Source organism: Streptomyces sp. NPDC090077, from assembly GCF_044747545.1.
Lineage (GTDB): Bacteria > Actinomycetota > Actinomycetes > Streptomycetales > Streptomycetaceae > Streptomyces.
On record NZ_JBIVEG010000034.1, the window covers coordinates 25,708 to 49,544 of the forward strand.

Here is a 23,837-nt window from a genome sequence, read left to right on the forward strand (position 1 = left end):
CTGTGCCCGACCTCGTAGGACAAGCGAGAGTTCCTTGGCCGGAAGGCGTAGCATCGCTTACATGTTGAACCTGGAGCGCCTGCGCACCCTCGACGCCCTCGCCCGCCACGGCTCGGTCAGCGGTGCCGCGGGCGGCCTCCATGTGACCACGTCGGCCGTCTCCCAGCAGATGGCCAAGCTGGAACGGGAGGTCGGCCAGCCGCTGCTGGCGAAGAACGGGCGCGGGGTCCGGCTCACGGACGCCGGGCGGCTGCTCGCCGACCACGCCGCCCGGATCATCTCCCAGGTCGAGCTCGCGCAGGCCGACGTGGAGGCCCGGCGGGGCTGTGCGGTGGGGGAGCTGCGGATCGGTGCCTTCCCCACCGCCATGCGGGGGCTGCTGCCCCGGGCCCTCAACGCCCTGCGGGCCGGCCATCCCGAACTGCGGGCCCTGGTGCGGGAGCGGGAGCCCGAGGAGAGCATGGCCGCCGTCGTGCGCGGCGACCTGGACATGGCGCTGGCGATCGACTGGCACAACAAGCGGATGCCGGTGCCGGCCGAGCTGTCCCGCGCCCACCTGCTGGACGACGCCGCCGACATCGCGGTCCCGGCGGGGCACCCGCAGGCCGGGCGCGCCGAGATCGCCCTCGGGGACCTGGCCGACGACGACTGGATCTCGTGGAACGAGGGGCAGTTCTGCCACGAGTGGCTGGTGTTCACCCTGCGCGGCATGGGGGTCGAGCCGCGCATCGCGCACATCGCCGAGGAGCACCACACCCAGCTGGCCTTCGTGGAGGCCGGGCTGGGCGTGTGCGTGACGCCCCGGCTGGGCCGCGGACCGGTGCCGCCCGGGGTGCGGCTGCTGCCGGCGGTCGACACCGTACGCCGCCACGTGTACGTGGTCTGGCGGACCGACGCGGGCCGCCGCCCCTCCATCAGGGCCGCCGTCGAGGCCCTCCAGGAGGCGGCCGCCGCGGTGTAGGCCGTCCCTTCCGGATCCTGCCCGGCCCGCGGTGCCGCGTCACAGCTTGCGGAAGTCCCAGGACACCACCGATTCCGGGGTGAGCCGGATCCAGGCGTGGCGGCCGTCGTGCGGCATCTGCTCGATCCCGAAGTTCTTGACGGGGAACAGCCGCTCCGGCTCCAGCAGCTCCGGACAGGGCTCGCCGGTGCGCGGCGCCTCGCCCACGAAGACCGCCCGGCCGGACAGCTCGACCCCGCGCAGCTCCCCGTACTCCTCCCCGGCGTCCACCACGACCGAGATCCGCGGGTCGGCCCGCAGGTCGGCCCAGCGGCGGCTGCGGGTGAGGGAGTACAGCCACAGCGAGGCGCCGTCCCAGACGAACCACAGGGCGCCGACGTGCGGGCGCCCGTCCGGGGAGACCGTGGCCACCCGGCAGGTGCGCCGCTCCCGCAGGAACGCGTCCACCTCCTCGTCGCTCATCATGATCCGCCGGCCCCGTCGCTGCGCCGTCCGTGCGCCCGTCCCGTCCATCGGCCCCGCACCCCTTCACATCTGACTGTGTGTCAGGAATCATGCGTGCTCTTCCGTCGCCACGCCAGGGGGAGTCATGCCCGAACTCGATCCGGCCACCACCGCGCTGCTCACCGTGGAGTGCCAGAACGGTGTGGTGGGCGAGGTGAGCGCCCTGCCCGAACTGGCGAAGGAGGCCCGGGACTCCGGGATGCTCGACCGGGTGGCCGCGCTCGTCGACGCCGCGCGCGGGGCCGGCGTACAGGTGGTGCACGCGGTCGCCGAACGGCGGCCCGACGGGCTGGGGGCCAACACCAACGCACGGCTCTTCCGGGCCGCCGGGAGGCTGCCCGTACGGCAGCTCACCGGCAGCGAAGCCGTGCGCGTCGCCGCCCCCATCACCGTGGACGGGCGGGACCTCGTGGTCCGCCGGCTGCACGGGCTCTCCCCGATGGCCGGCACCGACCTGGACGCCCTGCTGCGCAACCTCGGGGTGCGCACCCTCGTCGTCACCGGGGTCTCCTCGAACATCGCGATCCCGAACACCGTCTTCGACGCCGTCAACCTCGGCTACGAGGTCGTGGTGCCGTCCGACGCCATCGCCGGGGTGCCCGCCTCCTGCACCGCCGAGGTGATCCGCAACTCCCTCGCCCTGGTGGCGGCCGTCACCACGGCCGAAGCCCTGGTCGAACGGTGGGCCGCGCTCCGCTGACCCGGCACGGGCCTGCGCGAGCGCACGGCGCGGGCCGCGTCGACCTGCCGGCCGCCGGCCCCGCCACCCGGCTGACCCTTCCCGCACCGCCTGCGTGACCGGCCCGCACGACGGCGCCGCCGCGCGAACCGAAGGGTTCGCGCGGCGGCGCGGGCCGACCCGCCGGGGACCGTCCGGAGCGGGTCGGGGATCAGGCGGCGCCATGGGCGCCGGAGGGGGTCAGGGGCGGCCGGTCAGGTAGCCGCCCATGGAGGTGAAGTACTCGGACGCGGGCAGTTCGCGGCCGTCCTCGGTGCGGACGCGGGTGATGGCCAGGCCGTGGTTGCGGCCCGTGCGCGCGTCGGCACCGGCGACGACCACCACGCCGTCGCCCTCGCGGTAGAAGATGCGGCCGGGGGTGCCGCCGTAGACGCCCTCGGACACGACGGCGCCGAGGACCTCCAGGCGCTTGCCCTTGTGGAAGGTGAAGGCGGCCGGGTACGGCGCGGACTGGGCGCGGACCAGGCGCTCCAGGACCTCGGCGGGCCACTCCCAGTTGATCCGGATGTCCTCTTCGGCGCGCTTGTGGAAGAAGCTGGCCTGGGAGCGGTCCTGCTTGGTGAACTCGGTCTCCCCGGCGGCGATCCGGTCGAGCGCGCCGACGGTCACCGGGGCGATCAGGTCGACGGTCTTGTGGAAGAGGTCGGTCGCGGTGTCCGTCGGACCCACGGGGACGGCGCGCTGGTCCACGATGTCACCCGCGTCGAGCACCTCGTCCATCATGTGCGCGGTGACGCCCACTTCGGGCTCGCCGTTGATGAGGGCCCAGATCAGCGGCGAGAAACCGGCGTACTTGGGCAGCAGCGAGTCGTGGATGTTGAGCGTGCCGTGGCGGGGGAGGCCGTAGACGCGCGGCGGGATCCAGGTGCGCCAGTTGTTGGCGACGATGATGTCCGGGTCCGCCTCCTTGAGCAGCTGGAACAGCTCCTCGTCGTCGGGGCGGTTGCGGATGACGACGGGAACGCCGTTCTCCTCGGCCAGTTCGGCGACCGAGTCGCTCCAGATCTTCTCGTAGGCGTGCTCGCTCTTGGGGTGCGTCACGACCATCACGACCTCGTGCGCGGACTCCAGAAGCGCCTTCAGGGTGCGGTGACCCCAGGTCTGATAACCGAACATGACGACCCGCATCGGGGTTCCTCCTCAGAAGAGCGAATAAGCAGCACCAAGTAAAGCAAGCCTTACCTAACGATGCAATGAGCGCGTTTCCCGCTCCAATTGACCCGAAGGTTGCGGATTGTCCCATTTGCCTGGTCGACAGTCCGGCTGGATCAGGTTAGCTTTACCTAAGTTCCACTTGGCTGCCGGTCACCGGCGTGCCTGGACTCCCCCCTATCCCCACCCCGACAGGACGCCCTTGGCAGGCGGCTGTCCCGTACAAATGGGAGTGACATGTCACAGGCTCTTCCTGGCGACGCACCGCTGATCCACGACCTGATCGGTATCGGCTTCGGGCCGTCGAACGTGGCCATGGCGATCGCGCTCACCGAGCACAACGCGCGCGTCGGAAGGCAGGAGGCGGTCACCGCTCACTTCTTCGAGCAGCAGCCGAGCTTCGGGTGGCACCGCGGCATGCTCATCGACGACGCGACGATGCAGGTGTCCTTCCTGAAGGACCTGGTGACGCTGCGGAACCCGTCCAGTGAGTACAGCTTCCTGCGGTACCTGCAGAGCAAGGACCGCCTGATCGACTTCGTCAACCACAAGAACCTCTTCCCGCTCCGGGTCGAGTTCCACGACTACTTCGAGTGGGCCGCGGCGAAGGTCGACGACATGGTCTCGTACGGCCACCAGGTCATCGCGGTCGAACCGGTCGTGCGCGACGGCGTGGTGGAGTACCTCGACGTGACCGCCCGCTCGGGCGACGAGGTCGTCGTGCACCGCGCCCGCAACCTCGTCATCGGCACCGGGCTGCGCGCGGTCATGCCGGAGGGCGTCGAGCGGACCGACCGCGTCTGGCACAACTCCGACCTCCTGAAGAAGGTCGACGGGCTGGAGGGCACCGCCCCGAAGCGCTTCGTCGTCGTCGGCGCCGGTCAGAGCGCCGCGGAGAACGTCGCCTACCTGCACCGCCGCTTCCCGGAGGCCGAGATCTGCGCGGTCTTCTCGCGCTACGGCTACAGCCCCGCGGACGACAGCGCCTTCGCCAACCGCATCTTCGACCCCCAGGCGGTCGACGAGTACTTCACCGCCCCCGAGGACGTCAAGCGGCGTCTGATGGACTACCACGGCAACACCAACTACTCCGTGGTGGACATCGACCTGATCGACGACCTGTACCGCCAGTCCTACCAGGAGAAGGTGCTCGGCACCGAGCGGCTGCGCTTCCTGAACGTCTCCCGCCTCACCGGCGTCGAGGAGACCGCCGACGGGGTGCGCGCCACCATCAAGTCCCTCGTCACCGGCGAGGAGAGCCGGTTGGAGGCCGACGTCGTCGTGTGCGCCACCGGCTACCTCCAGGCCGACGGGCTGGGCCTGCTCGGCGAGGTCGCCGAGCAGTGCCACCGCGACGAGCAGGGCCGCGTCCGCGTCGAGCGCGACTACCGCGTGACGACCGACCCCGAACTGCGCTGCGGCATCTACCTCCAGGGCGGTACCGAGCACACGCACGGCATCACGTCCTCCCTGCTGTCCAACACCGCGATACGGGTCGGCGAGATCCTCGACTCGGTCCTCGCCCGCGCGGTGAAGGCCGTGCCCGACGAGGTCCGGCCGGTCGCCGGCCACGCCACCCAGGCGTAGCGCCACCCCGGTCCGCACGGTCTGCCCGCAGCGCGTTCACGCGCTGCGGGCACAGCCGTGCTTGCAGCAGGTCCACGAGAGAGGAACGTCCGTGCCCCCACGGTCCCCCCGCCGCGCCGCCGGTCCGTCCGGCCGCCGGGGCGGCCGGGTGGCGCGGCGTCAGCGAGGGATAGCGTAGGTCGACATGCGCACGTCTACAGTTGAACGCCCTTCGCCGGCCCGGGCGCCGGCCGCGGACGCCCGGCGGCGGCGGACCAGGGGGCTGGCCGCCGTGACGGCGGTCCTGGTGATCGCCGCGGTGGCCTCCCTCGCCGTCGGCGCGCGGGCGCTGACCCCCGCCGAGGTGTGGCACGGGCTCTTCGCGGGGCCCGAGGCCGACCAGAAGCTCACCGACATCCGGCTCATCGTCCAGACCGTCCGGGTGCCCCGGACGGTCCTCGCGGTCGTGGCGGGCATCGCCCTGGGCGTCGGCGGGGCGCTGATCCAGGGGTACACGCGCAACCCCATCGCGGACACCGGCCTGCTCGGGGTGAACACCGGAGCCTCCTTCGCCGTGGTGACGGCGATCTCCCTGTTCGGGTTCACGAACCCGTTCCAGTACGTCTGGTTCGCCTTCCTGGGCGCGGCCCTGGCCGGGGTGGTCGTGTTCGGTCTGTCGAGCATCGGCCGGGGCGCCGGCAATCCGCTGACGCTCGCCCTGGCCGGGCAGGGCGTGACGGTGTTCCTCGCGGCGATGACGACGGCGGTGGCCCTGTCCGACAAGGCCGCGCTGAACGCCCTGCGGTTCTGGAACGCGGGTTCGGTGGCGGGCGTCGGCTTCGACGTCATCTGGCCGGTGACCGGCTTCATCGTCGCCGGGCTGGTCCTGGCCCTGGCCACCCTGCCGTCCGTCAACCTGCTCAACCTGGGTGACGACGTGGCGAGGGGACTGGGCGTCAACATCACGCTGATCCGAACGGTCGGCATCGTCGCGATCACCCTGCTGGCGGGCGCGGCCACGGCGGCGTGCGGCCCCATCGCGTTCCTCGGACTGATGGTGGCGCACGTGGCCCGTTACCTGGCCGGGCCCGACTACCGCTGGCTGGTGCCGTACGCGGGGCTGCTGGGCGCGGTCGTCCTTCTGGTCTGCGACATCGTGGGGCGCGTCGTGGTGCGGCCGGGCGAGCTGGACGCGGGTGTCCTCGTCGCTCTCCTGGGCGCCCCCTTCTTCGCGGTCATGGTGTGGCGGGGAAAGTTCAAGAGCGCATGAACGAGACATTGGTGAAGCGGTCGGTGGCGCCGGGCGTCAGGCTCGGCGGCCTGTCCTTCGTGTGGCGGCCGAGGATCGTGCTGGTGACGCTGCTGCTGGCGGCGGCGGCCTTCCTCGTGTTCTGCCTGTCCATCGGCGTGGGGGAGTTCCCCATCGGCCTGCCGCAGGTGATCGCGACGCTCTTCGGCGCGGGCGAGCAGGTGGACCAGTTCGTCATCATGGACCTGCGCCTGCCGAGGGCCCTGGCGGGGCTCGTCGTGGGCGTCGCGCTGGGCCTCTCCGGTGCCATCACGCAGTCCGTGGCCCGCAATCCGCTGGCCAGCCCGGACATCCTGGGGATCACCGGCGGCGCCAGCGCGGTCGCCGTGTTCCTGGTGACGGTCTCGGGCGGTGCCGCCGCCGCGACCGTCAGCTCCGTCGGGCTGCCCGTCGCGGCGCTCCTGGGCGGCCTGGGCACGGGCCTGCTGGTGTACTTCCTGGCCTGGCGGCGGGGGGTGGACGGCTTCCGGCTCATCCTCATCGGCCTCGCGGTGAGCGCCGTGATGGAGGCCGTCACGACCTGGCTGCTGGTCACCGCCGACATCCGGGACGTGGCGCGGGCCCAGGCGTGGCTCGTGGGCTCGCTGGACAGCCGGTCCTGGGACGAGGTCCGGGTCGCGCTCTGGGGCACGCTGATCCTCATGGCCGTCGTGGCCTGCGTCGCCTTCCAGTTCAAGCCGCTGCACTTCGGTGACGACGTGGCCGCGGGGCTGGGCGTCCGGTACACCCGGGTACGCGCGGTCATGCTGCTGTGCGCGGTGCTGCTGGCCGGAATGGCGGTGAGCGCGGCCGGACCGGTGCCGTTCGTGGCCATGGTGGCCCCGCAGGTGGCGATGCGTCTGACGAAGTCCCCGACCCCGCCGTTGCCGGCCTCCGCCGCGGTGGGCGCGCTGCTGTTGATCGGGGCCGACCTGCTCGTGCGCGTGGTGCTGCCGGCCTCCCTGCCGGTCGGCGTGGTCACCGCCGCGGTCGGCGGCCCCTTCCTCGTCTACCTCCTGGTGCGGGCGAACCGCCGCTAGGTGGTAGAAAGGTTAGGCAAGCCTAAATTCAAGGGGGAGCCTTGGCCGCTCAGTACACCACCGAGATCGGTACCGGCATCGAAGCGGGAAGGACCGGTGACGTCCCGCGGCTGGCGGCCAAGGGCGTCACCGTCGGCTACGCGGACCGGACCGTCATAGACGCGCTGGACGTGACGATCCCCCAGGGGGTCGTCACCACGATCATCGGCCCCAACGGCTGTGGCAAGTCCACCCTCCTGCGGACCCTTTCGCGGCTGCTCAAGCCGACGAAGGGGTCCGTCGTGCTGGACGGCGACGACATCGCCAAGCTCAAGACCCGCGACGTGGCGAAGAAGCTGGGCCTGTTGCCGCAGTCGCCGGTCGCCCCGGAGGGCCTCACGGTGTCCGACCTGGTGGCCCGGGGCCGGCACCCGCACCAGAGCTGGCTGAAGCAGTGGTCCTCGGACGACGCCTCCGTCGTGGAGCGGGCCCTGGAGATGACGGGCGTGGCCGATCTGGCCGACCGTCCCGTCGACACCCTCTCCGGGGGCCAGCGTCAACGCGTGTGGATCTCGATGACCCTCGCCCAGGGCACCGATCTGCTGCTGCTCGACGAGCCGACCACGTACCTGGACCTGGCGCACGCCATCGACGTCCTGGACCTGGTCGACGACCTGCACGAGTCGGGATGCACCGTGGTCATGGTGCTGCACGACCTCAATCTGGCCGCCCGGTACAGCGACAACCTGATCGTTATGAAGTCGGGTTCGGTACTGGCCCAGGGCCACCCGCGCGACGTCGTGACCCCCGAACTCCTGGGCGAGGCCTTCGGGTTGCGTGCCAAGGTGATCGACGACCCGGTGGGGGACAGGCCGCTCATCGTGCCGATCGGCCGCACGCACGTCCAGAGTGCGGGCACTCAGGACTGAAGGCCTGCAACTTAGGCTAGGCTTACCTCATCACCTGGCGCTAAGGTTTGCCTGCCCTTACATGGGGCCGCGTCAGTTAGCACGAAAGCAAGGGAACCCGGATGCTCCTCGATCGAACGACACGCAACAAGTCCTGGCGGCGGCTGGCGGCGACCGTGTCCGCAGCGGCCCTCGGCGTAGGCCTCCTGACCGGGTGCGGTTCCGAGTCCACGAAGGACAAGAAGGACGACAGCGCCAACTCCCCGGCCGCCGCCGGTGCGTTCCCCGTCACCGTTGAGCACGCGTTCGGCTCCACCACGGTCAAGGCCGCCCCGAAGCGGGTCGTCTCCGTGGGCTACACCGACGACCAGTCCATCCTGGCCTTCGGCATCAAGCCGGTCGGCATGGTCGACCAGTACCCCAACCCGGCGGGTACGAGCCCCGACATCAACACCCAGTGGCCCTGGGTGAAGGACAAGTGGGGGGACGCCAAGCCCGAGGTCATCATGAACAACGGTGACGCCGGCCCCAACTTCGAGAAGATCGCGGCCCTGCGCCCCGACCTGATCATCGCGGTCTACTCCGAGATCGACCAGGCCGCCTACGACAAGCTGTCGAAGATCGCCCCGACCGTCGGCCGCACCAAGGCCGAGAAGGAGCCCTTCAGCGCCAAGTGGCAGGACAACGCCCTGCACATCGCCAAGGCGCTGGGCAAGGCCGAAGAGGGCCAGAAGATGGTCCAGGGCATCGACGACAAGCTCGCCGCGGTCAAGAAGGCGCACCCCGAGTTCGCCAACCAGACGGCCGTCGCCCTGTCCTGGTACAAGGACTCGGTCGCCCCGTTCACCACGACCGACGTGCGCGGCCAGCTCCTGACGGGCATGGGCTTCAAGGGCCAGACCGAGATCGACAAGATCGCCGGTGACAAGTTCTACACCCAGCTCTCCCCGGAGCGCATGGACCTGGTCGACGTGGACCGCGTCTTCGTCATCAACGACAAGGCCGACACGGACGCGCTGAAGAAGTTCGACCTCTTCGCCAACCTGAAGGTCACCAAGAACAACAAGGTCTCGTACCTCCTCGACAGCGAGGGCCCGGCGGCCGGCGCGGCCATCTCCCAGGCCACCCTGCTGTCCATGCCGTACGCCATCGACGAGCTCGTCAAGTCGGTCGGCTAGGTGTGAGCACCGAAACGGAACAGCGCGTCGCCCCGGCAACCCTGCACACGACGACCGGACGCGAGGCAGCGGGGTGGGTCGCGGCGCGCTGCCGCGAGATGCCCTGGCTGACCGCGGCCACCGTCCTCAGCACGGTGGCCGGGGCGGCGCTGCAGATGCTCCCGCTCCTCCTCTTCGAGCGTGTGGTCGACGGGGTGGCCGGGGGCGGACCGCTCTCGGACCTGGTCCCGATCGGTGCCGTGATGGTGGCCGCCGCGCTCCTCGGCGCGGCGGCCACCGCGGTGTCCACGTACCTGATCGGACGGCTGGGCGCGGACCTGCTCGCGGAGCTGCGCGAAGGCGCCGTCCGGGCCGTCCTGGGCATGCCCAGCGCCCGGATCGAACAGGTGGGCCGGGGTGACGTCCTCTCCCGGGTCGGCGACGACGTGGCCGTCCTGTCCAAGGGCATCCGGTCCGCCATCCCCACCGTGTTCTCCGCCGGGGTGCTGGTGGCCATCGCCACGATCGGCATGTTCGGCCTCGACTGGCGGCTCGGCCTGGCCGGCGCCTGCGCGCTGCCCGCCTACGCGCTGGCCCTGCGCTGGTACCTCCCCCGGTCCGCCCCGCTCTACCGCAAGCGCGCCGTCGCCCAGGCCGAACGCGCCCAGGCGCTGATCAGCGGCCTGAACGGCATCGACACGGTGCGGGCGTACCGCCTGGAGGAGTCGGTCCGCGACAAGGTCACCGCCGACTCCCAGCGGGTGCGGGACATCGGCATCGAGGTCTTCCGCTTCTTCGGCCGGTTCGTCGGCCGCGAGAACCGGGCGGAGTTCATCGGCCTGGTCCTGATCCTCGTGGTGGGCTACGTCCTGCTGGAGACGGGTTCCGCGACCCTGGGCGCGGTGTCCGCGGCCCCGCTGGTCTTCCACCGCCTGTTCACCCCGCTGGGCGCCATCATGTTCACCTTCGACGAGGCGCAGAAGTCCGGCGCGAGCCTGACCCGGCTCGTCGGGGTGCTGTCGGAGTCCGCGCAGGAGCGCCTGGTGGGCGACTCCACCGCCGTACGCGCGGACGACGCCCCCCGGGCGGTCACGGTGGAGAACCTGACGTTCACCTACCCCGGCGCGGAGGACCCCGTCCTGCGGGACGTCAGCCTGACGATCCCCGCGGGCGGTTCGCTGGCGCTCGTGGGTGCGACGGGCGCGGGCAAGACCACCCTGGCCGCGCTGATGGCCGGTGTCGGCACGCCGCAGTCCGGTTCGGTGCGCGTCGGGACCACCGACCTCGCGGACCTGGACGAGGCCGGGGCGAGGGCCCTGGTGAGCATCCTGACCCAGGAGACGCACGTGTTCTCCGGGCCGCTCGCCGAGGACCTGAGGCTGGCCGCGCCGCAGGCGACGGACGCCGAACTCATGGACGCGCTGCGCGTCGTGGGCGCCCACGAGTGGGTGGAGGCGCTGCCCGGCGGGCTGTACACCGCGGTCGGTGAAGGCGGTGAGCGCCTGGACGGCGCCAAGGTCGCCTCCATCGCCCTCGCCCGGCTGGTGCTGGGCAGGGCCCCCGTGGTCGTGCTCGACGAGTCGACCGCGGAAGCGGGCAGTGAGGGCGCCGCGGAGCTGGAGAGGGCTGTGCTGGCCGCCTGCGCCGGGCGGACCACGTTGTTCGTGGCCCACCGGCTGACCCAGGCGGTCGCCGCGGACCGGATCGCCGTGCTGGACGCGGGGCGCGTCGTGGAGCAGGGAACGCACGAGGAGTTGGTCGCCCTCGGCGGCCGCTACGCGCGGCTCTGGCGTGCCTGGCGAGATGGTAGTTAGGCGAACCTAACTTAGGTTAGGCTGACCTTTGTACCTTGGAAGGGTGTTGAGTCTTCAATGATGGAACCGAGCGCTCGTCTCGTGCTGATCTCTCCTACGCGCCTGGCCGACGTGCGCCGGCGCACCGGTGACCACTCCGACCGGACCATCGCCGAGGCGTGTGCCATCGGACTGTCGTACTGGGCGACCGGCCTGGGCCCCGACGGCCTGGACCTCACCCCGGGCACGCTGTTCGCGGACCTGCTCGCGTGGGCCGGCAACGGCGGCGGCGCACCCGGCGGCTGGGAGGTGCGGGAGGCCGGCGCGAACGGTCTGTGGATCACCGTTCCCGACGGCGTCGCCACGTCCGAGGCGCAGCTCGCGCTGGACGACCTGGCGGACTTCCCGGACCGGCCCATCGGAACCATCAGCCCCTCCAGCACCGCGCAGCGGCTCGAAACGCTCGCCCGGTGGAACGACAACGGGGCCGACCGGGTCCGGCCGACCATCGTGGAGATGTTCCTCGAACAGGCACGGCTGAGGCCCGACGCGGTCGCCATCGTGGACGAACACCGTTCCCTCACCTACCGCGAAGCGGCCGAGCGTTCGGCCCAGCTCGCCCACCACCTGATCGGTCGCGGCCTCACCGCCGAGCAGGTCGTCGGCATCTCCCTCGGCCGCTCCGCGGACATGGTCATCGGCCTGCTGGGCGTGCTCCAGGCCGGCTGCGCCTTCGTACCGCTCGACCCGCAGTGGCCCGCGGCCCGCCGCGCCGTCGTCATCGACGACGCGCGGGTCGCGGTCCAGCTCAACGACTCCGGCGCACACGACCCCGCCGAACCGGCCGCCATCGCCGTCGACCTCGCCGACTGGGCCCACGGCACCGCGCCCGTCGAGGCCCCCGAGGTCGACGTCCGGGGCAACGCCCTGGCATACGTCATCTTCACCTCCGGATCCACCGGCCGCCCCAAGGGCGCCATGATCCGCCACGAGGCCATCAGCGAGCGCCTGCTGTGGCAGGTCAACGAGATCCTCGGCTTCGGCCACGACGACGCGTCGCTGTTCAAGGCGCCGCTGTCCTTCGACATATCCATCAACGAGGTCTTCCTGCCGCTGGTGTGCGGCGGCAGACTCGTCGTCCTGCGCCCCGGCGGCGAACGCGACCCGCACCACCTGCTGAGCGTCATCGCCGAGCAGCGCGTCACCTTCACCTACCTCGTCTCCTCCATGCTGGACGTCCTGCTGGAGATGGCCGGGGACTCCGGGCGGCTCGGCAGCCTCCGGCACGTCTGGTGCGGCGGCGAGGTGCTCACCCCCGAGCTGTACGAGCGGTTCCGCACCAAGCTCGACAACATCCCGATGTACCACGGCTACGGCCCCGCCGAGACCACCATCGGCGTCTCCCACGTCATCTACCGGGGCGAGGCCGAGCGCCTGTCGACCTCCATCGGCAAGGCCAACCCCAACACCCAGCTGTACGTCCTGGACGACGAGCTGCGCCCGGTCCCGGTCGGGGTCGGCGGCGAGCTCTACGTCGGCGGCTTCCTCCTGGGCCGCGGCTACGTCAACGCCCCCGGCCTGACCGCCTCCCGGTTCGTGGCCAACCCCTTCGCGGCCGACGGCTCCCGGCTCTACCGGACCGGCGACCTCGCCCGGTTCGCGCCGGACGGCTCCCTGGACTTCCTCGGCCGCGTCGACAACCAGGTCAAGGTCCGCGGCATGCGCCTCGAACTGGAGGACGTCGAGGCCGGCCTCGCGGAACACCCCGGCGTGCGGCACACCTGCGTCGTCGCGAAGAAGAACAGCGCGGGCGGCACCTACCTCGTCGGCTACGTGATCCCGGCCGCCGAGGCCGCCGGCCTGACGGCCGACGAGGTCAAGGCCTGGGCCACGGAGCACATGGTCGAGTACATGGTGCCCGCCCACCTGGTCGTCATGGAGGAGTTCCCGCTCACCGCGAACGGCAAGCTCGACCGGCGCGCGCTCCCCGAGCCCGAGATCGCCACCGGCTCCTTCGTCCGGCCCACCACCGACGACGAGCGCGCGGTGTGCGCCGCCGCCGCGTCCGTGCTGCGGCTCGAAGAGGTCGGCGTCGACCAGGACTTCTTCCAGCTCGGCGGCGACAGCATCCTCGCCATCTCGCTGCTGAGCGCCCTGCGCGAAGCAGGCCTCTACGTCACCGCCGGGCAGATCTTCGCCAACAGCGTCTTCGGCGCCCTGGCGGCGGTCGCGAGCCGTGAGGACGCGGCCGGCGTGGACCACGAGGACGTCGCCACCGGCGCGGTCACCGGATCGCCCATCGTCCAGTGGCTGGGCGAGGCCACGGACGCCGTCGACGGCTTCGTCCAGTCGGTCGTGCTCAACACGCCGTCGGACCTCACCGCCGACGGCCTCACCGCCGTCCTGACCTCCGTCGTCGAGCGGCACGACATGCTGCGCGCCCGGCTCGTGCGCGGCGACCGCTGGAGCTTCGACATCCCGGAGGCCGACGGCACCCCCGCCGACTGGCAGGAGAGCGACCTGCCGCTCGACGCCTGCGTGGCCCTCGCCACCGATGGGCTCGACCCCGACAACGGCGTGATGCTGCGCGCCGTCTGGCGCCGTGAGGCGCGCCAGCTGGTCGTCGTCGTCCACCACGTGGTGATCGACGGCGTGTCCTGGCGCGTCCTGATGGAGGACCTGGCCACCGCCTGGCGCCGGCACTCCGCCGGAGCCCCGATCGAGCTCCCCGCGGTCGGCACCTCCTTCCGCCGCTGGACCCAGCACCTGGAGAACGCGTCCTTCGACGCGGACCGCGCCTACTACGCGCGTCCCCTCCCGGGCGCCGACGCCCCGCTGGGGCGGCGTCCCCTGGCGGAGGCCGACACCGTCGAGCGGGAACGGCACGTCACCGTCACCACCGCCGCCGACGTCACCGCCGCCCTGCTCGGCGAGGTCCCCGCGAAGTTCCACGCCGGCGTCAACGACGTGCTGCTCACCGCGCTCGCCGTCGCCCTCGCCCGCTGGCGCCGCGACCGGGGCCAGGAGCAGACCTTCGCGCACATCGAGCTCGAAGGCCACGGCCGCGAAGGCCGCCACGTCGCCGCCGTCTCCGGCGTCGAGCCGGAACTGTCGCGCACCGTCGGCTGGTTCACCACCCTCTTCCCCGTGACCGTCGACCCCGGCACGGCACAGGACCTCACCGCGCCCGAGTTCCTCTCCACCGCCCTCAAGGCGGTCAAGGAGGACCTGGCCCGCGTGCCCGGCAACGGCCTGTCCTACGGAGCCCTGCGCTACCTCGCCGGCGCCGACTTCCCCGCCCCCGCCCCCCAGGTCCTCTTCAACTACCTGGGCCGCTTCGACGCGGGCGCCTCCGGCGACTGGCAGCTGACCGGCACCACCGGGCAGCTGGGCGAGAAGCGCGACCCCCGGATGCGCCTGCAGCGCCCCCTGGAGTTCAACGCCATCGCCGAACCCTCCGCCACCGGCGAGTTCGAGCTGGTCACCACCATCTCCTGGCCCGCGGGGCTGTTCACCGACGCCGACATCGACACGATCGGCGGCTACTTCCAGGCGGCGCTGACCGGCCTGGCCGCCCTCGACGGCGGCGGCCACTCGCCGAGCGACTTCCCCCTCGTCCGCCTCACCCAGGCCGACGTCGACGCCCTGGACGGCCCCGCGCTGCGCGCCGTCCTGCCGCTGACCCCGCTCCAGGAAGGCCTCTACTTCCACTCGGTCTTCGACGACGACTCCGCGGGCAGCTACGTCGAACAGCAGCTGCTGACACTGGAGGGCGAGCTCGACCCCGCCCGCCTCGCGGCCGCCGCCACCCGCCTGCTCACCCTCTACCCGAACCTGGCCGCCCGGTTCACCGCCCTCGCCGACGGCCGCGTCGTCTCCGTGCTCGACAACGGCGCCGAGGCCCCGTTCACCGTGCTGGACCGGCCCGGGATCTCCGACGAGGAGCTGCGGGAGTACGCCGAGGACGACCGCCGCGCCGGATTCGACCTGGCCACCGGCCCGCTGATGCGGTTCACGCTGGTGCGCGACGCGGAAGCCGGCCGCAACGTCCTCGTGCAGACCGTGCACCACATCATCGCCGACGGCTGGTCGGTGCCGCCGATGCTGCGCTCGCTGCTCGCCGAGTACCACGCGCCGGGCACCGTCTACCCGCTGGGCGGCTTCGAGGACTACGTCGGCTGGCTCGCCGCCCGCGACGCGGACGAGAGCGACCGGGTCTGGGGCGCCGAACTCGACGGCCTGCCGGGGGCCTCGCTGGTCGCCGTGGAGCACACTCCCTCGCAGAACTTCGCCGACACCGCCGTGGAGCCGGACTACGACGTGGACGCCGCCGTCCGCTCGGCCGGCGTCACCCTCAGCGTCGCCGTCCACAGCGCCTGGGCCCTGACCCTCGGTGGCATCCTGCACGCCGACGACGTGGTCTTCGGCTCCACCGTCTCCGGCCGCGACGCGGACGTGCCCGGCATCGGGGACATGGTCGGCCTGTTCATCAACACCGTCCCGCTGCGCGCACGGTGGGCCGCCGGCACCACCGCCGGCGAGCTGCTCTCCTCGGTGCGCGAACACCAGGGCGCCGTCCTGCCCCACCAGCACGTCTCCCTGGCCCGCATCGGCCGCCAGGCCGGCGTCGGCTCCCTCTTCGACACCCTCGTGGTCTTCGACGTGGCGACCGACGTGGCCGCCCTGCGCCGCCCCGGCGACACGCTGTCCGTCAGCGAGCTCGTCAACGAGGGAGCACCGCACTACCCGCTGACCCTGGTCGTGGAGCGGTCCCTCGACGGGCGTCCGCGCTTCAACCTGATCTACGACGGCGACCTGCTCCGCGAGGGCAGCGCCCGCGACATCCTGGGCAGGTTCACGGCCGTCCTCGGCGGCCTCCTCACCCGCCCGGAGGCCCCGGTCGCCGACCTCGTGCCGCAGGGCACCCGGAGCCCGGCGCGGATCGCCCCGACCACGCTCGGCGGCCTGTTCGACGCCGCCGCCGACCGGTACCCCGCCGCCACCGCCGTCACCCAGTGCGCCCTCGACGGCACCACCCGTTCGCTGACCTACGGCGAACTGGCCGCGGCCAAGGGCGAGCTGGCCGCCGCGCTCCGCGCCTCCGGCGTCCGGCCGGGCCAGCGCGTGGCCGTGGCCGTCCCCCGCTCCCTGGAGCAGGTCGTCGCCCTGGTGGCGATCGTCTCCGCGGGCGGCGCGTACGTACCGCTGGACATGGCCTACCCGGACGAGCGCCTGGAGTACATCCTCGCGGACGCCGCGCCGCAGGCCGTCCTCGTCTCCCCCGACCAGCGGGAGCGCTTCACGGCCCTGCTGGAGCGGGCCGGCGTCGCCGCCCGCGTCCTCGTCCAGGGCGACGAACTCCCAGAGGAGGCCGCGCAGGCCCCGGCGGACGAGGTCACCTGGCACGACCCGGCCTACGTGATCTACACGTCCGGCTCCACCGGCCGCCCCAAGGGCGTCGTCGTCCCGCACTCCAGCGTGGTGGCGCTCCTCGCCAACACCCAGCCCGACATGGACTTCGGCCCGGCCGACGTCTGGGTCCAGTTCCACTCCTACTCCTTCGACTTCGCGGTCTGGGAGCTGTGGGGCGCCCTGGTGCACGGCGGCGAGCTGCTCGTCCCCGACTACGGACTCACCCGGTCCCCGGTCGACTTCCACCGGCTGGTCCGCGAGCGGGGGGTCACGGTGCTGAACCAGACGCCCTCGGCCTTCTACCAGTTCATCGAGGCCGACCGGCTCGCCGGTGCGCCGCTCACGGCCCTGCGCCGCGTCATCTTCGGCGGCGAGGCCCTCGACCTCGGCCGGATGCGCGGCTGGGTGGAGCGGTACGGCGCCGCGACGCCCGAGCTCGTCAACATGTACGGCATCACCGAGACCACGGTCCACGTCACCCACCGGGTGCTGACCGCCGAGGACTTCGGCGCCGGCGAGGACGTCAGCCCGATCGGCGGACCCATCCCCGGCCTGGTGACCTACCTCCTCGACGACGACCTGCGCCCGGTCCCGCCGGGCCGGGTGGGCGCCATCTACGTGGCCGGCGACCAGGTGTCCCTCGGCTACCTGGGCCGCCCGGGCCTCACCGCGGGCCGGTTCGTGGCCGACCCCTTCGCCGGCGACGGCTCCCGCATGTACCACACGGGCGACCTCGCGGTCCGCACCCTCGACGGCGAGCTGGAGTTCACCGGCCGCGCCGACGACCAGGTGCAGCTCAAGGGCTTCCGCATCGAGCTCGGCGAGGTCGAGTCCGCCGTCCGCGACCTCGACGGAGTGGTCGACGTGGCCGTCACCGTCGCCGACACCGGCGACCACCTGGTCGCGCACGTCGTCGGCCGGGTGCCGGGCGACCTGTCCGTCCTGCTCGCCGCGAAGCTGCCCGTGCACATGGTGCCCGGACGGGTCCTGACGGTGGACGCCCTGCCGCTGACCGTCAACGGCAAGCTGGACCGCAAGGCGCTGATCGCGCGGGCCGCCCGGGAAGAGGCGCCCGCGGTCGTCACCGACTCCGTGCTCGACTCCCTCGTCGGCATCTTCGCCGACACGCTCTCCCAGCCGGCGGCCGACGCCGACACGGACTTCTTCGCGGCCGGCGGCGACAGCATCGTCGCCATCACCGTGGTCAACCGGGCCCGCGCCCTCGGCCTGTCCGTGAGCCCGCGCGACGTGTTCCTGCGCAAGACCCCCCGGGCCCTCGCCGAGCTCCTCGGCGCGCAGGCACCCCGGACCCCGCAGACCGCCCCGGTCCCGGCGCGCCGCGAGGACGGCCCGGTGGCCCCGACGCCGATCATCCTGCGCCAGCGGGAACTGGGCGGCTCCCTCGCCCGGTTCGCCCAGGCCAGGGCCTTCGAGGTGCCTGAGGGCACCGGCATCGCCGACGTGGAGCGCGCCGCCGCCGCCCTGCTGGCCGCCCACCCGGTCCTGCGGCTGCGGCTGGACACCGGGCACGGGGTGTGGAGCCTGCGCACCGAGCCCGCCCGGGCGGCGTCCGTCGTCCGCGCGGACACGGCCGACGCCGAAGCCGCCGCCAACGAGGCGGCCGGACGGCTCGACCCCGAAGCCGGGGAGGTCATCGGCTTCACCTGGCTCGCGGACACCCGCACCGTGGTCGTCACCGTGCACCACCTCGCCGTGGACGCGGTGTCCTGGCTGATCCTGCTGGACGACATGGCGGCCGCGCTGCGCGGGGAGACCCTCGCGCCGCCGACCACCTCGTACGCCGAGTACGCCGAGGCGCTCACCCTGGCCGCCGCCGCCGGCACCGCCGGCCTCGGCCACTGGATCGAGACCCTCCAGGCGCCCCCGCTGGTGGCCGCACCGGGCCGGCTGCGGGAAACCACCGTGGTCCTCGACCCCGCCGTCAGCGACCTGGTGACCCGTACCGCGCCCGCCGCCCTCGGCGTCGCACTCACGGAACTGCTGTGCGGAGCCCTGCGCGCCGCGCTGACCCGGGTCCAGCCCTCGCCCGCGGACCTCGCGATCGAGCTGGAGCGCCACGGCCGGGCCGGGGCACCGGACCACCACGACTACACCCGTACCGTCGGCTGGTTCACCGCCATCGCGCCCGTCCGGCTCACCCCGCACACCGACCCGGTCGCGGCGGCCCGCGAGCTCGCCGAGCGGCAGCCCGACGAGGCCGGACACCTGGCCTACGGCCGGCTGCGCTACCTCAACCCGCAGACCGCCCCGCTGCTCACCGCCCGCCCGCAGGTGCTCTTCAACTACCTGGGCCGGGGGAGCGAGTCCGAGGCGCTGCACATCACCGGCGGCGACCAGGGCAGCCCGTACGCCGTGGAGGTCAACGCCTGGACCGACGCGTCCACCGGCAGCCTGCACGCGGCCTTCACCCTCGCGGAGGAGGTCCCCGACGAGCTCACCGGGCACTGGCTGAACGCCCTGGAGGCCATCGCGGACGCCTCCGTCACGGCGGAGCGCACCGCACCGGTCACCCCGCTCCAGCGGGGCCTGTACTTCCAGGCCCAGATGGCCGGCACCGCGGGGCACTACGTCGCGCAGAGCTGGTTCGCCTTCGACCGGCGCCTGGACACCGACGCCCTGGCCGAGGCCATGGCCCGCGTGATCGCCCGCCACCCCGTCGTCGGCGCCGGCTTCACCACCGACGACGACGGCCACCCCGTGCAGGTCCTCAAGAGCGGTCGCACGGTCGACGTCCACACCGTCGAGCTGGCCGACGAGGCCGAGGTCGAGGCCCTGCGCGTACGGGACCGCAACACCGGCTTCGACCCGGCCGAGCCGCCGCTGGTCCGGCTGACCGTCGTCCGCCTGCCCGGCGGCCGGGACGGCCTCCTCCTCAGCTACCACCTCCTGCTGTGGGACGGCTGGTCCCGCGCGATCGTGCTCCGGGACCTGTTCGAGGCCTACCGGTCCGTGCTCGCCGGCGAGCAGCAGGCCGCCGTCGTCCCGGCGGAGCCCCGCTTCGAGGACTACGCCCGCGCCATCGCCGCGAAGGACCAGGCGGAGTCCGAGGGCTTCTGGGCGCGGCACCTGGACGGGCTCCCGGGCCCGACCCTGCTGGCCGGACCGGCACCGGTCCTCTCGGCCGACCTGCCGCCCGCCCTGCTCCACACCCTCTCCGTCGAGCAGTCCGACGCGCTGCGCAACGCGGCGAAGGAGCACGGCGTCACGCTGAACTCCGTCCTCACCGGCGCGTTCGGCCTCCTCCTCGGCGCCCACACCGGCCGCAGCGACGCCGTGTTCGGCGTGACCGTCTCCGGCCGTGAGGGCGAGGGCCTGTCCGAGGTCGTCGGCGTGCTGCTCAACACCGTGCCGATGTGGACGAAGGCCCGTCCGCAGGACACGGTCCGGGAGTACCTGACGGCCGTGCAGACGGACCGGGTCGAGGCCATGGAGCACGAGCACCTGGGGCTCGGCGAGATCCAGCGGGCCAGCGGCCACGACGCCCTGTTCGACAACCTGTTCGTGCTCCAGAACTTCCTGGACATGGACGCCTTCGCCGAGATGAACGCCCGCCACGGGATCACCGAGGTGAAGTCCGACGACTCCACCCACTACCCCTTCACCTGGGTCGTCACCCCCGGCGACCGGCTCACCGTGAAGCTGGAGCACCGCCACGGCTCCGGCGACGACGCCCGCCGCCTGCTCGACGGCTACGTGCGGGTGCTGGGCGACCTCGCGGGTGCCACCGGACCCGTCGGCGCGCTGCCGGGCCTCGGCACGGTCCCCGAGCCGGGCGTCCGCACCGAGATCGGCACGGACACCGTGGTCGACCGGTTCGACCTGGCGGCCGACCGCGCCCCGGAGCGGACCGCACTGGTCTCGCACGGCCGGAGCATGACCTTCGCCGAACTGCGCGACCGCAGCCGTGAACTGGCGGGCGTGCTCGCCGCGCGCGGCATCGGCCCCGAGCGGACCGTGGGTCTCGCGATCCCGCGCTCCCTCGACTGGATCGTGGCGCTGTTCGCGGTGCTGCGCACCGGAGCCGCGTACGTGCCCCTGGAGCTGGACCACCCGGACGAGCGGATCGCCACGATCGTGGACGACGCCCGCCCGGAGGTGATCCTCACCGTCAGCGCCGTCTCGCCGAGGCTGACCGGCGACCTGATCGAGCTGGACCGTCCGCTTCCGCAGGCCGAGCCGTTCGTGACGTTCGCACCGGGCGACCCGGACCGCCTGCGCCACCCCGCGTACACGATCTACACCTCCGGTTCGACGGGGAAGCCCAAGGGCGTCGTCACCGAGTACGCCGGCCTCACCAACATGCTGATCAACCACCAGCGGCGGATCTTCGAGCCGGTGCTGGCGGAGCACGGCAACCGTGTGTTCAGGATCGCGCACACCGTGTCCTTCGCGTTCGACATGTCGTGGGAGGAGCTGCTCTGGCTCGCCGACGGCCACGAGGTGCACATCTGCGACGAGGAGCTGCGCCGCGACGCGCCCGCCCTGACGGAGTACTGCGCCGAGCAGGGGATCGACGTCGTCAACGTGACGCCGACCTACGCCCAGCAGCTGGTGGCCGAGGGGCTGCTCGACGACCCGGCCCGGCGCCCCGCGCTGGTGCTGCTGGGCGGCGAGGCGGTCACCCCGACCCTGTGGCAGCGGCTCACCGACACCGAGGGGACCGTCGGCTACAACCTGTACGGCCCGACCGAGTACACCATCAACACCCTGGGCGTCGGCACCTTCGACTGCCAGGACCCGGTGGTGGGCGTGCCGATCGACAACACGGACGTGTTCGTCCTGGACCCGTGGCTGCGGCCGCTGCCGGACGGCGTCGCCGGTGAGCTCTACGTCTCCGGCGTCGGCATCGCCCGCGGCTACCTGGGCCAGCCGGCCCAGACCGCGCACCGCTTCGTCGCCTCCCCGTTCGGCGAGCCCGGCGAGCGGATGTACCGCACCGGCGACCTGGTGGTCCGGCGGCCCGACGGCAACCTGATGTACCTCGGACGCACCGACCAGCAGGTCAAGATCCGCGGACACCGGGTCGAACTGGGCGAGGTGGAGGCGGCGTTCGCCGCCCACCCTGCCGTGCGGTTCACCGCCGCGGTCGCGCAGCCCGACCCGCAGGTCGACGGCGCCTACCGGCTGGCCGCGTACCTGGTCCTGGACGGAGCCGACCTCGCGGACGTCGCCGCCCAGGTGGGCGCCGGCCTCCCGGACTTCCTGCGCCCGACGCACTACGCGCAGGTCGACGGCATCCCGCTCACGGTGAACGGGAAGGCCGACACCAAGGCGCTGCCGGAGCCCAAGCCGCTCGGTGCGCTCACCACTTCGGGTGAGCGCCGCCCGGAGACCGAGACCGAGACCTTGGTGTGCGAGTACTTCGCCGAGGCCCTGGACCTGGACGACGACGAGGTGAGCGCCGTGAGTGACTTCGTTTCCCTCGGGGGACACTCCATGCTGGCCGTACGTCTGGTGGGACTGCTGCGCCGTGAATTCGGCCCCGTGATCACCATCCGCGATCTGTTCACCCTGTTGACCCCGGAAGCGATTGCCAGCCACATCGATGACAACTCCTGACGCCCAGGGATCCCGCCGCCCGGGATCCGACATCCTGCGGACCGCCATACGCCGCAACCGCGGTGCCATGGCCTGGGGCACCGTCCTCATGGGCCTGTACCAGGCGGGCGAGACCGCCTTCCCGATCGCGCTCGGCCTGATCGTCGAGCACACGCTGCGGGAGCGCAGCGCGGGGTCCCTGGCCCTGGCGATCGGCTCCCTCGCCGTGATCATCACGACGGTGTCGCTGTCGTGGCGGTTCGGGATGCGCATCCTGCAGAAGGCCAACACGACCGAGGCCCACCGCTGGAGGGTGAAGGTCGCGGCCTGCGGCCTCCAGCCGGTGGCCCGGGACGTCGACCTCAAGTCCGGCGAGGTGCTCACCATCGCCACCGAGGACGCCGATTCGACCGCCGACATCGTCGAAGTGGTGCCGATGCTGATCAGCTCCATGGTCGCGGTGCTGATCGCGGCGGTGGCGCTGGGGCTGGCGGACCTGCGGCTGGGCCTGCTCGTCATCGCCGGCACCGTGGCGATCCTCTCCGTCCTCAGCGTGCTGTCCAAGAAGATCGGCTCCAGCACCAAGGAGCAGCAGGCCCGGGTGGCGCGGGCGGGTGCGAAGGTCGCCGACCTGATCACCGGCCTGCGCCCGCTGCACGGCTTCGGCGGCAACCACGCGGCCTTCCTCTCGTACCGGAAGGTCAGCACGGAGGCGCGGCAGCAGGCGGTCACGGTGGCCAAGGTCAACGGTGCCTACGCGGGCACCGCCCTGGCCCTGAACGCGGTGCTCGCCGCCTCGGTGACCCTGACCGCCGGCTGGCTGGCCTTCGACGGGCAGATCGGCATCGGCGAGCTGGTCATGGCGGTCGGCCTGGCGCAGTTCATCATGGAGCCGCTCCGGCTGTTCTCGGACATGCCGAAGTACGTGATGATGGCGCGGGCCTCGGCGGAGCGGATGGCCCTGGTACTGTCCGCCCCGCCGGTGGCGGCCCCGGGCACGGCCCGTCCGGAGCCGGGCACGGACCTCGAGGTCGACTGCGTCCGGTACGGATCCCTGCAGGGGGTCAAGTTCCAGGTGCCGGCCGGTGAGTTCACGGCGATCGCGGCCTACCAGCCGCGTTCGGCGGCCGACCTGGCGTCGATCCTGGCGGTGAACGTCCCCTCGGACGGCTACGAGGGGGCGGTCCGGCTCGGCGGGCAGGAGCTCGCGGAGCTGTCGGTCGAAGCGGTCCGCGAGCACGTGCTGGTGAACCCCTACGACGGGGAGATCTTCGCGGGCACGCTGCGCTCGAACATCGACCCGTCGGGGAGCAGCCGGATGGTGCCCGAGGCGGTGGAGGCGTCCATGCTCACCGACGTCGTCGCCCTGCACCGGGAGGGACTCGACTACGAGGTGCGCGACCGCGGTGCGAACCTGTCCGGCGGCCAGCGCCAGCGCCTCTCCCTGGCGCGGGCGCTCGCCGCCGACACCGAGGTGCTCGTCCTGCACGATCCGACGACGGCCGTCGACGCGGTCACCGAGCAGCTCGTCGCGCGCAACATCGCGGAGCTGCGCCGCGGCCGCACCACCGTCGTGATCACCAGCAGCCCGGCCCTGCTGGACGCCGCCGACCGGGTCCTCGTCCTGGACGAGGGCGTCGTGGCGGCGGAGGGCACCCACCGCGAACTGCTGGCCACCGACGAGGCGTACTGCCTCGCGGTGACCCGCTGACCCTCCGGAGGGCGGCCCGCCGGCCGGCGGGCCGGTGACGGCAGAGGGGCCCGGGGGCCCGGCGATGC

The 23,837-nt window shown here is 72.5% G+C and carries 12 protein-coding genes; 10 read left to right on the plus strand and 2 right to left on the minus strand.

Going from position 1 to position 23,837, the window contains the following annotated elements; genetic code table 11:
• Positions 1–61 precede the first annotated feature (61 nt).
• Positions 62–961, plus strand: coding sequence for a LysR family transcriptional regulator (locus ACIPW5_RS34485; RefSeq protein ID WP_401253684.1), 900 nt, complete (start codon positions 62–64; stop codon positions 959–961).
• Positions 962–1,000: 39 nt separating this feature from the next.
• On the opposite strand, the gene ACIPW5_RS34490 is transcribed toward ACIPW5_RS34485, so the two are convergent.
• Complete coding sequence (locus ACIPW5_RS34490; RefSeq protein WP_401253687.1) at positions 1,001–1,474, minus strand: pyridoxamine 5'-phosphate oxidase family protein; 474 nt, start codon at positions 1,472–1,474, stop codon at positions 1,001–1,003.
• Between the two features lie 76 nt (positions 1,475–1,550).
• Here ACIPW5_RS34490 and ACIPW5_RS34495 point away from each other — a divergent pair, with 76 nt between their 5' ends.
• On the plus strand, positions 1,551–2,165 hold the full coding sequence (locus ACIPW5_RS34495; RefSeq protein ID WP_401253690.1) for a cysteine hydrolase: 615 nt from the start codon (positions 1,551–1,553) through the stop codon (positions 2,163–2,165).
• Between the two features lie 219 nt (positions 2,166–2,384).
• Here ACIPW5_RS34495 and ACIPW5_RS34500 read toward each other — a convergent pair whose 3' ends face one another.
• Complete coding sequence (locus ACIPW5_RS34500; RefSeq protein WP_401253692.1) at positions 2,385–3,332, minus strand: methionyl-tRNA formyltransferase; 948 nt, start codon at positions 3,330–3,332, stop codon at positions 2,385–2,387.
• 261 nt (positions 3,333–3,593) lie between these two features.
• Here ACIPW5_RS34500 and ACIPW5_RS34505 point away from each other — a divergent pair, with 261 nt between their 5' ends.
• The 8 genes from ACIPW5_RS34505 to ACIPW5_RS34540 all read left to right on the plus strand — a co-directional run bounded on the left by ACIPW5_RS34505 (position 3,594) and on the right by ACIPW5_RS34540 (position 23,769).
• Complete coding sequence (locus tag ACIPW5_RS34505) at positions 3,594–4,943, plus strand: lysine N(6)-hydroxylase/L-ornithine N(5)-oxygenase family protein (RefSeq protein ID WP_401253695.1); 1,350 nt, start codon at positions 3,594–3,596, stop codon at positions 4,941–4,943.
• 184 nt (positions 4,944–5,127) lie between these two features.
• Positions 5,128–6,192, plus strand: coding sequence for a FecCD family ABC transporter permease (locus ACIPW5_RS34510; protein ID WP_401253698.1), 1,065 nt, complete (start codon positions 5,128–5,130; stop codon positions 6,190–6,192).
• A complete protein-coding gene (locus ACIPW5_RS34515) occupies positions 6,189–7,250 on the plus strand; it encodes a FecCD family ABC transporter permease (RefSeq protein ID WP_401253701.1) in 1,062 nt (353 codons plus the stop codon). Before ACIPW5_RS34510 ends, ACIPW5_RS34515 begins: the two co-directional genes overlap by 4 nt.
• A gap of 41 nt (positions 7,251–7,291) precedes the next feature.
• The gene (locus tag ACIPW5_RS34520; protein WP_401253704.1) at positions 7,292–8,158 is read left to right on the plus strand and encodes an ABC transporter ATP-binding protein; all 867 of its coding nucleotides are present in this window, start codon (positions 7,292–7,294) and stop codon (positions 8,156–8,158) included.
• A gap of 101 nt (positions 8,159–8,259) precedes the next feature.
• Positions 8,260–9,315, plus strand: coding sequence for an iron-siderophore ABC transporter substrate-binding protein (locus ACIPW5_RS34525; protein ID WP_401253707.1), 1,056 nt, complete (start codon positions 8,260–8,262; stop codon positions 9,313–9,315).
• A 2-nt stretch (positions 9,316–9,317) separates the two neighbouring features.
• Positions 9,318–11,108 carry an ABC transporter ATP-binding protein gene (locus ACIPW5_RS34530; RefSeq protein WP_401253709.1) on the plus strand — a complete coding sequence of 597 codons (1,791 nt, stop codon included), beginning with the start codon at positions 9,318–9,320 and terminating at the stop codon, positions 11,106–11,108.
• Positions 11,109–11,165: 57 nt separating this feature from the next.
• Positions 11,166–22,079, plus strand: coding sequence for an amino acid adenylation domain-containing protein (locus ACIPW5_RS34535; RefSeq protein ID WP_401253712.1), 10,914 nt, complete (start codon positions 11,166–11,168; stop codon positions 22,077–22,079).
• Entirely contained in the window at positions 22,066–23,769 is a 1,704-nt protein-coding gene (locus tag ACIPW5_RS34540; RefSeq protein ID WP_401253715.1) for an ABC transporter ATP-binding protein, read from the plus strand. The genes ACIPW5_RS34535 and ACIPW5_RS34540 overlap by 14 nt, the downstream gene beginning before the upstream one ends.
• Positions 23,770–23,837: the final 68 nt, after the last annotated feature.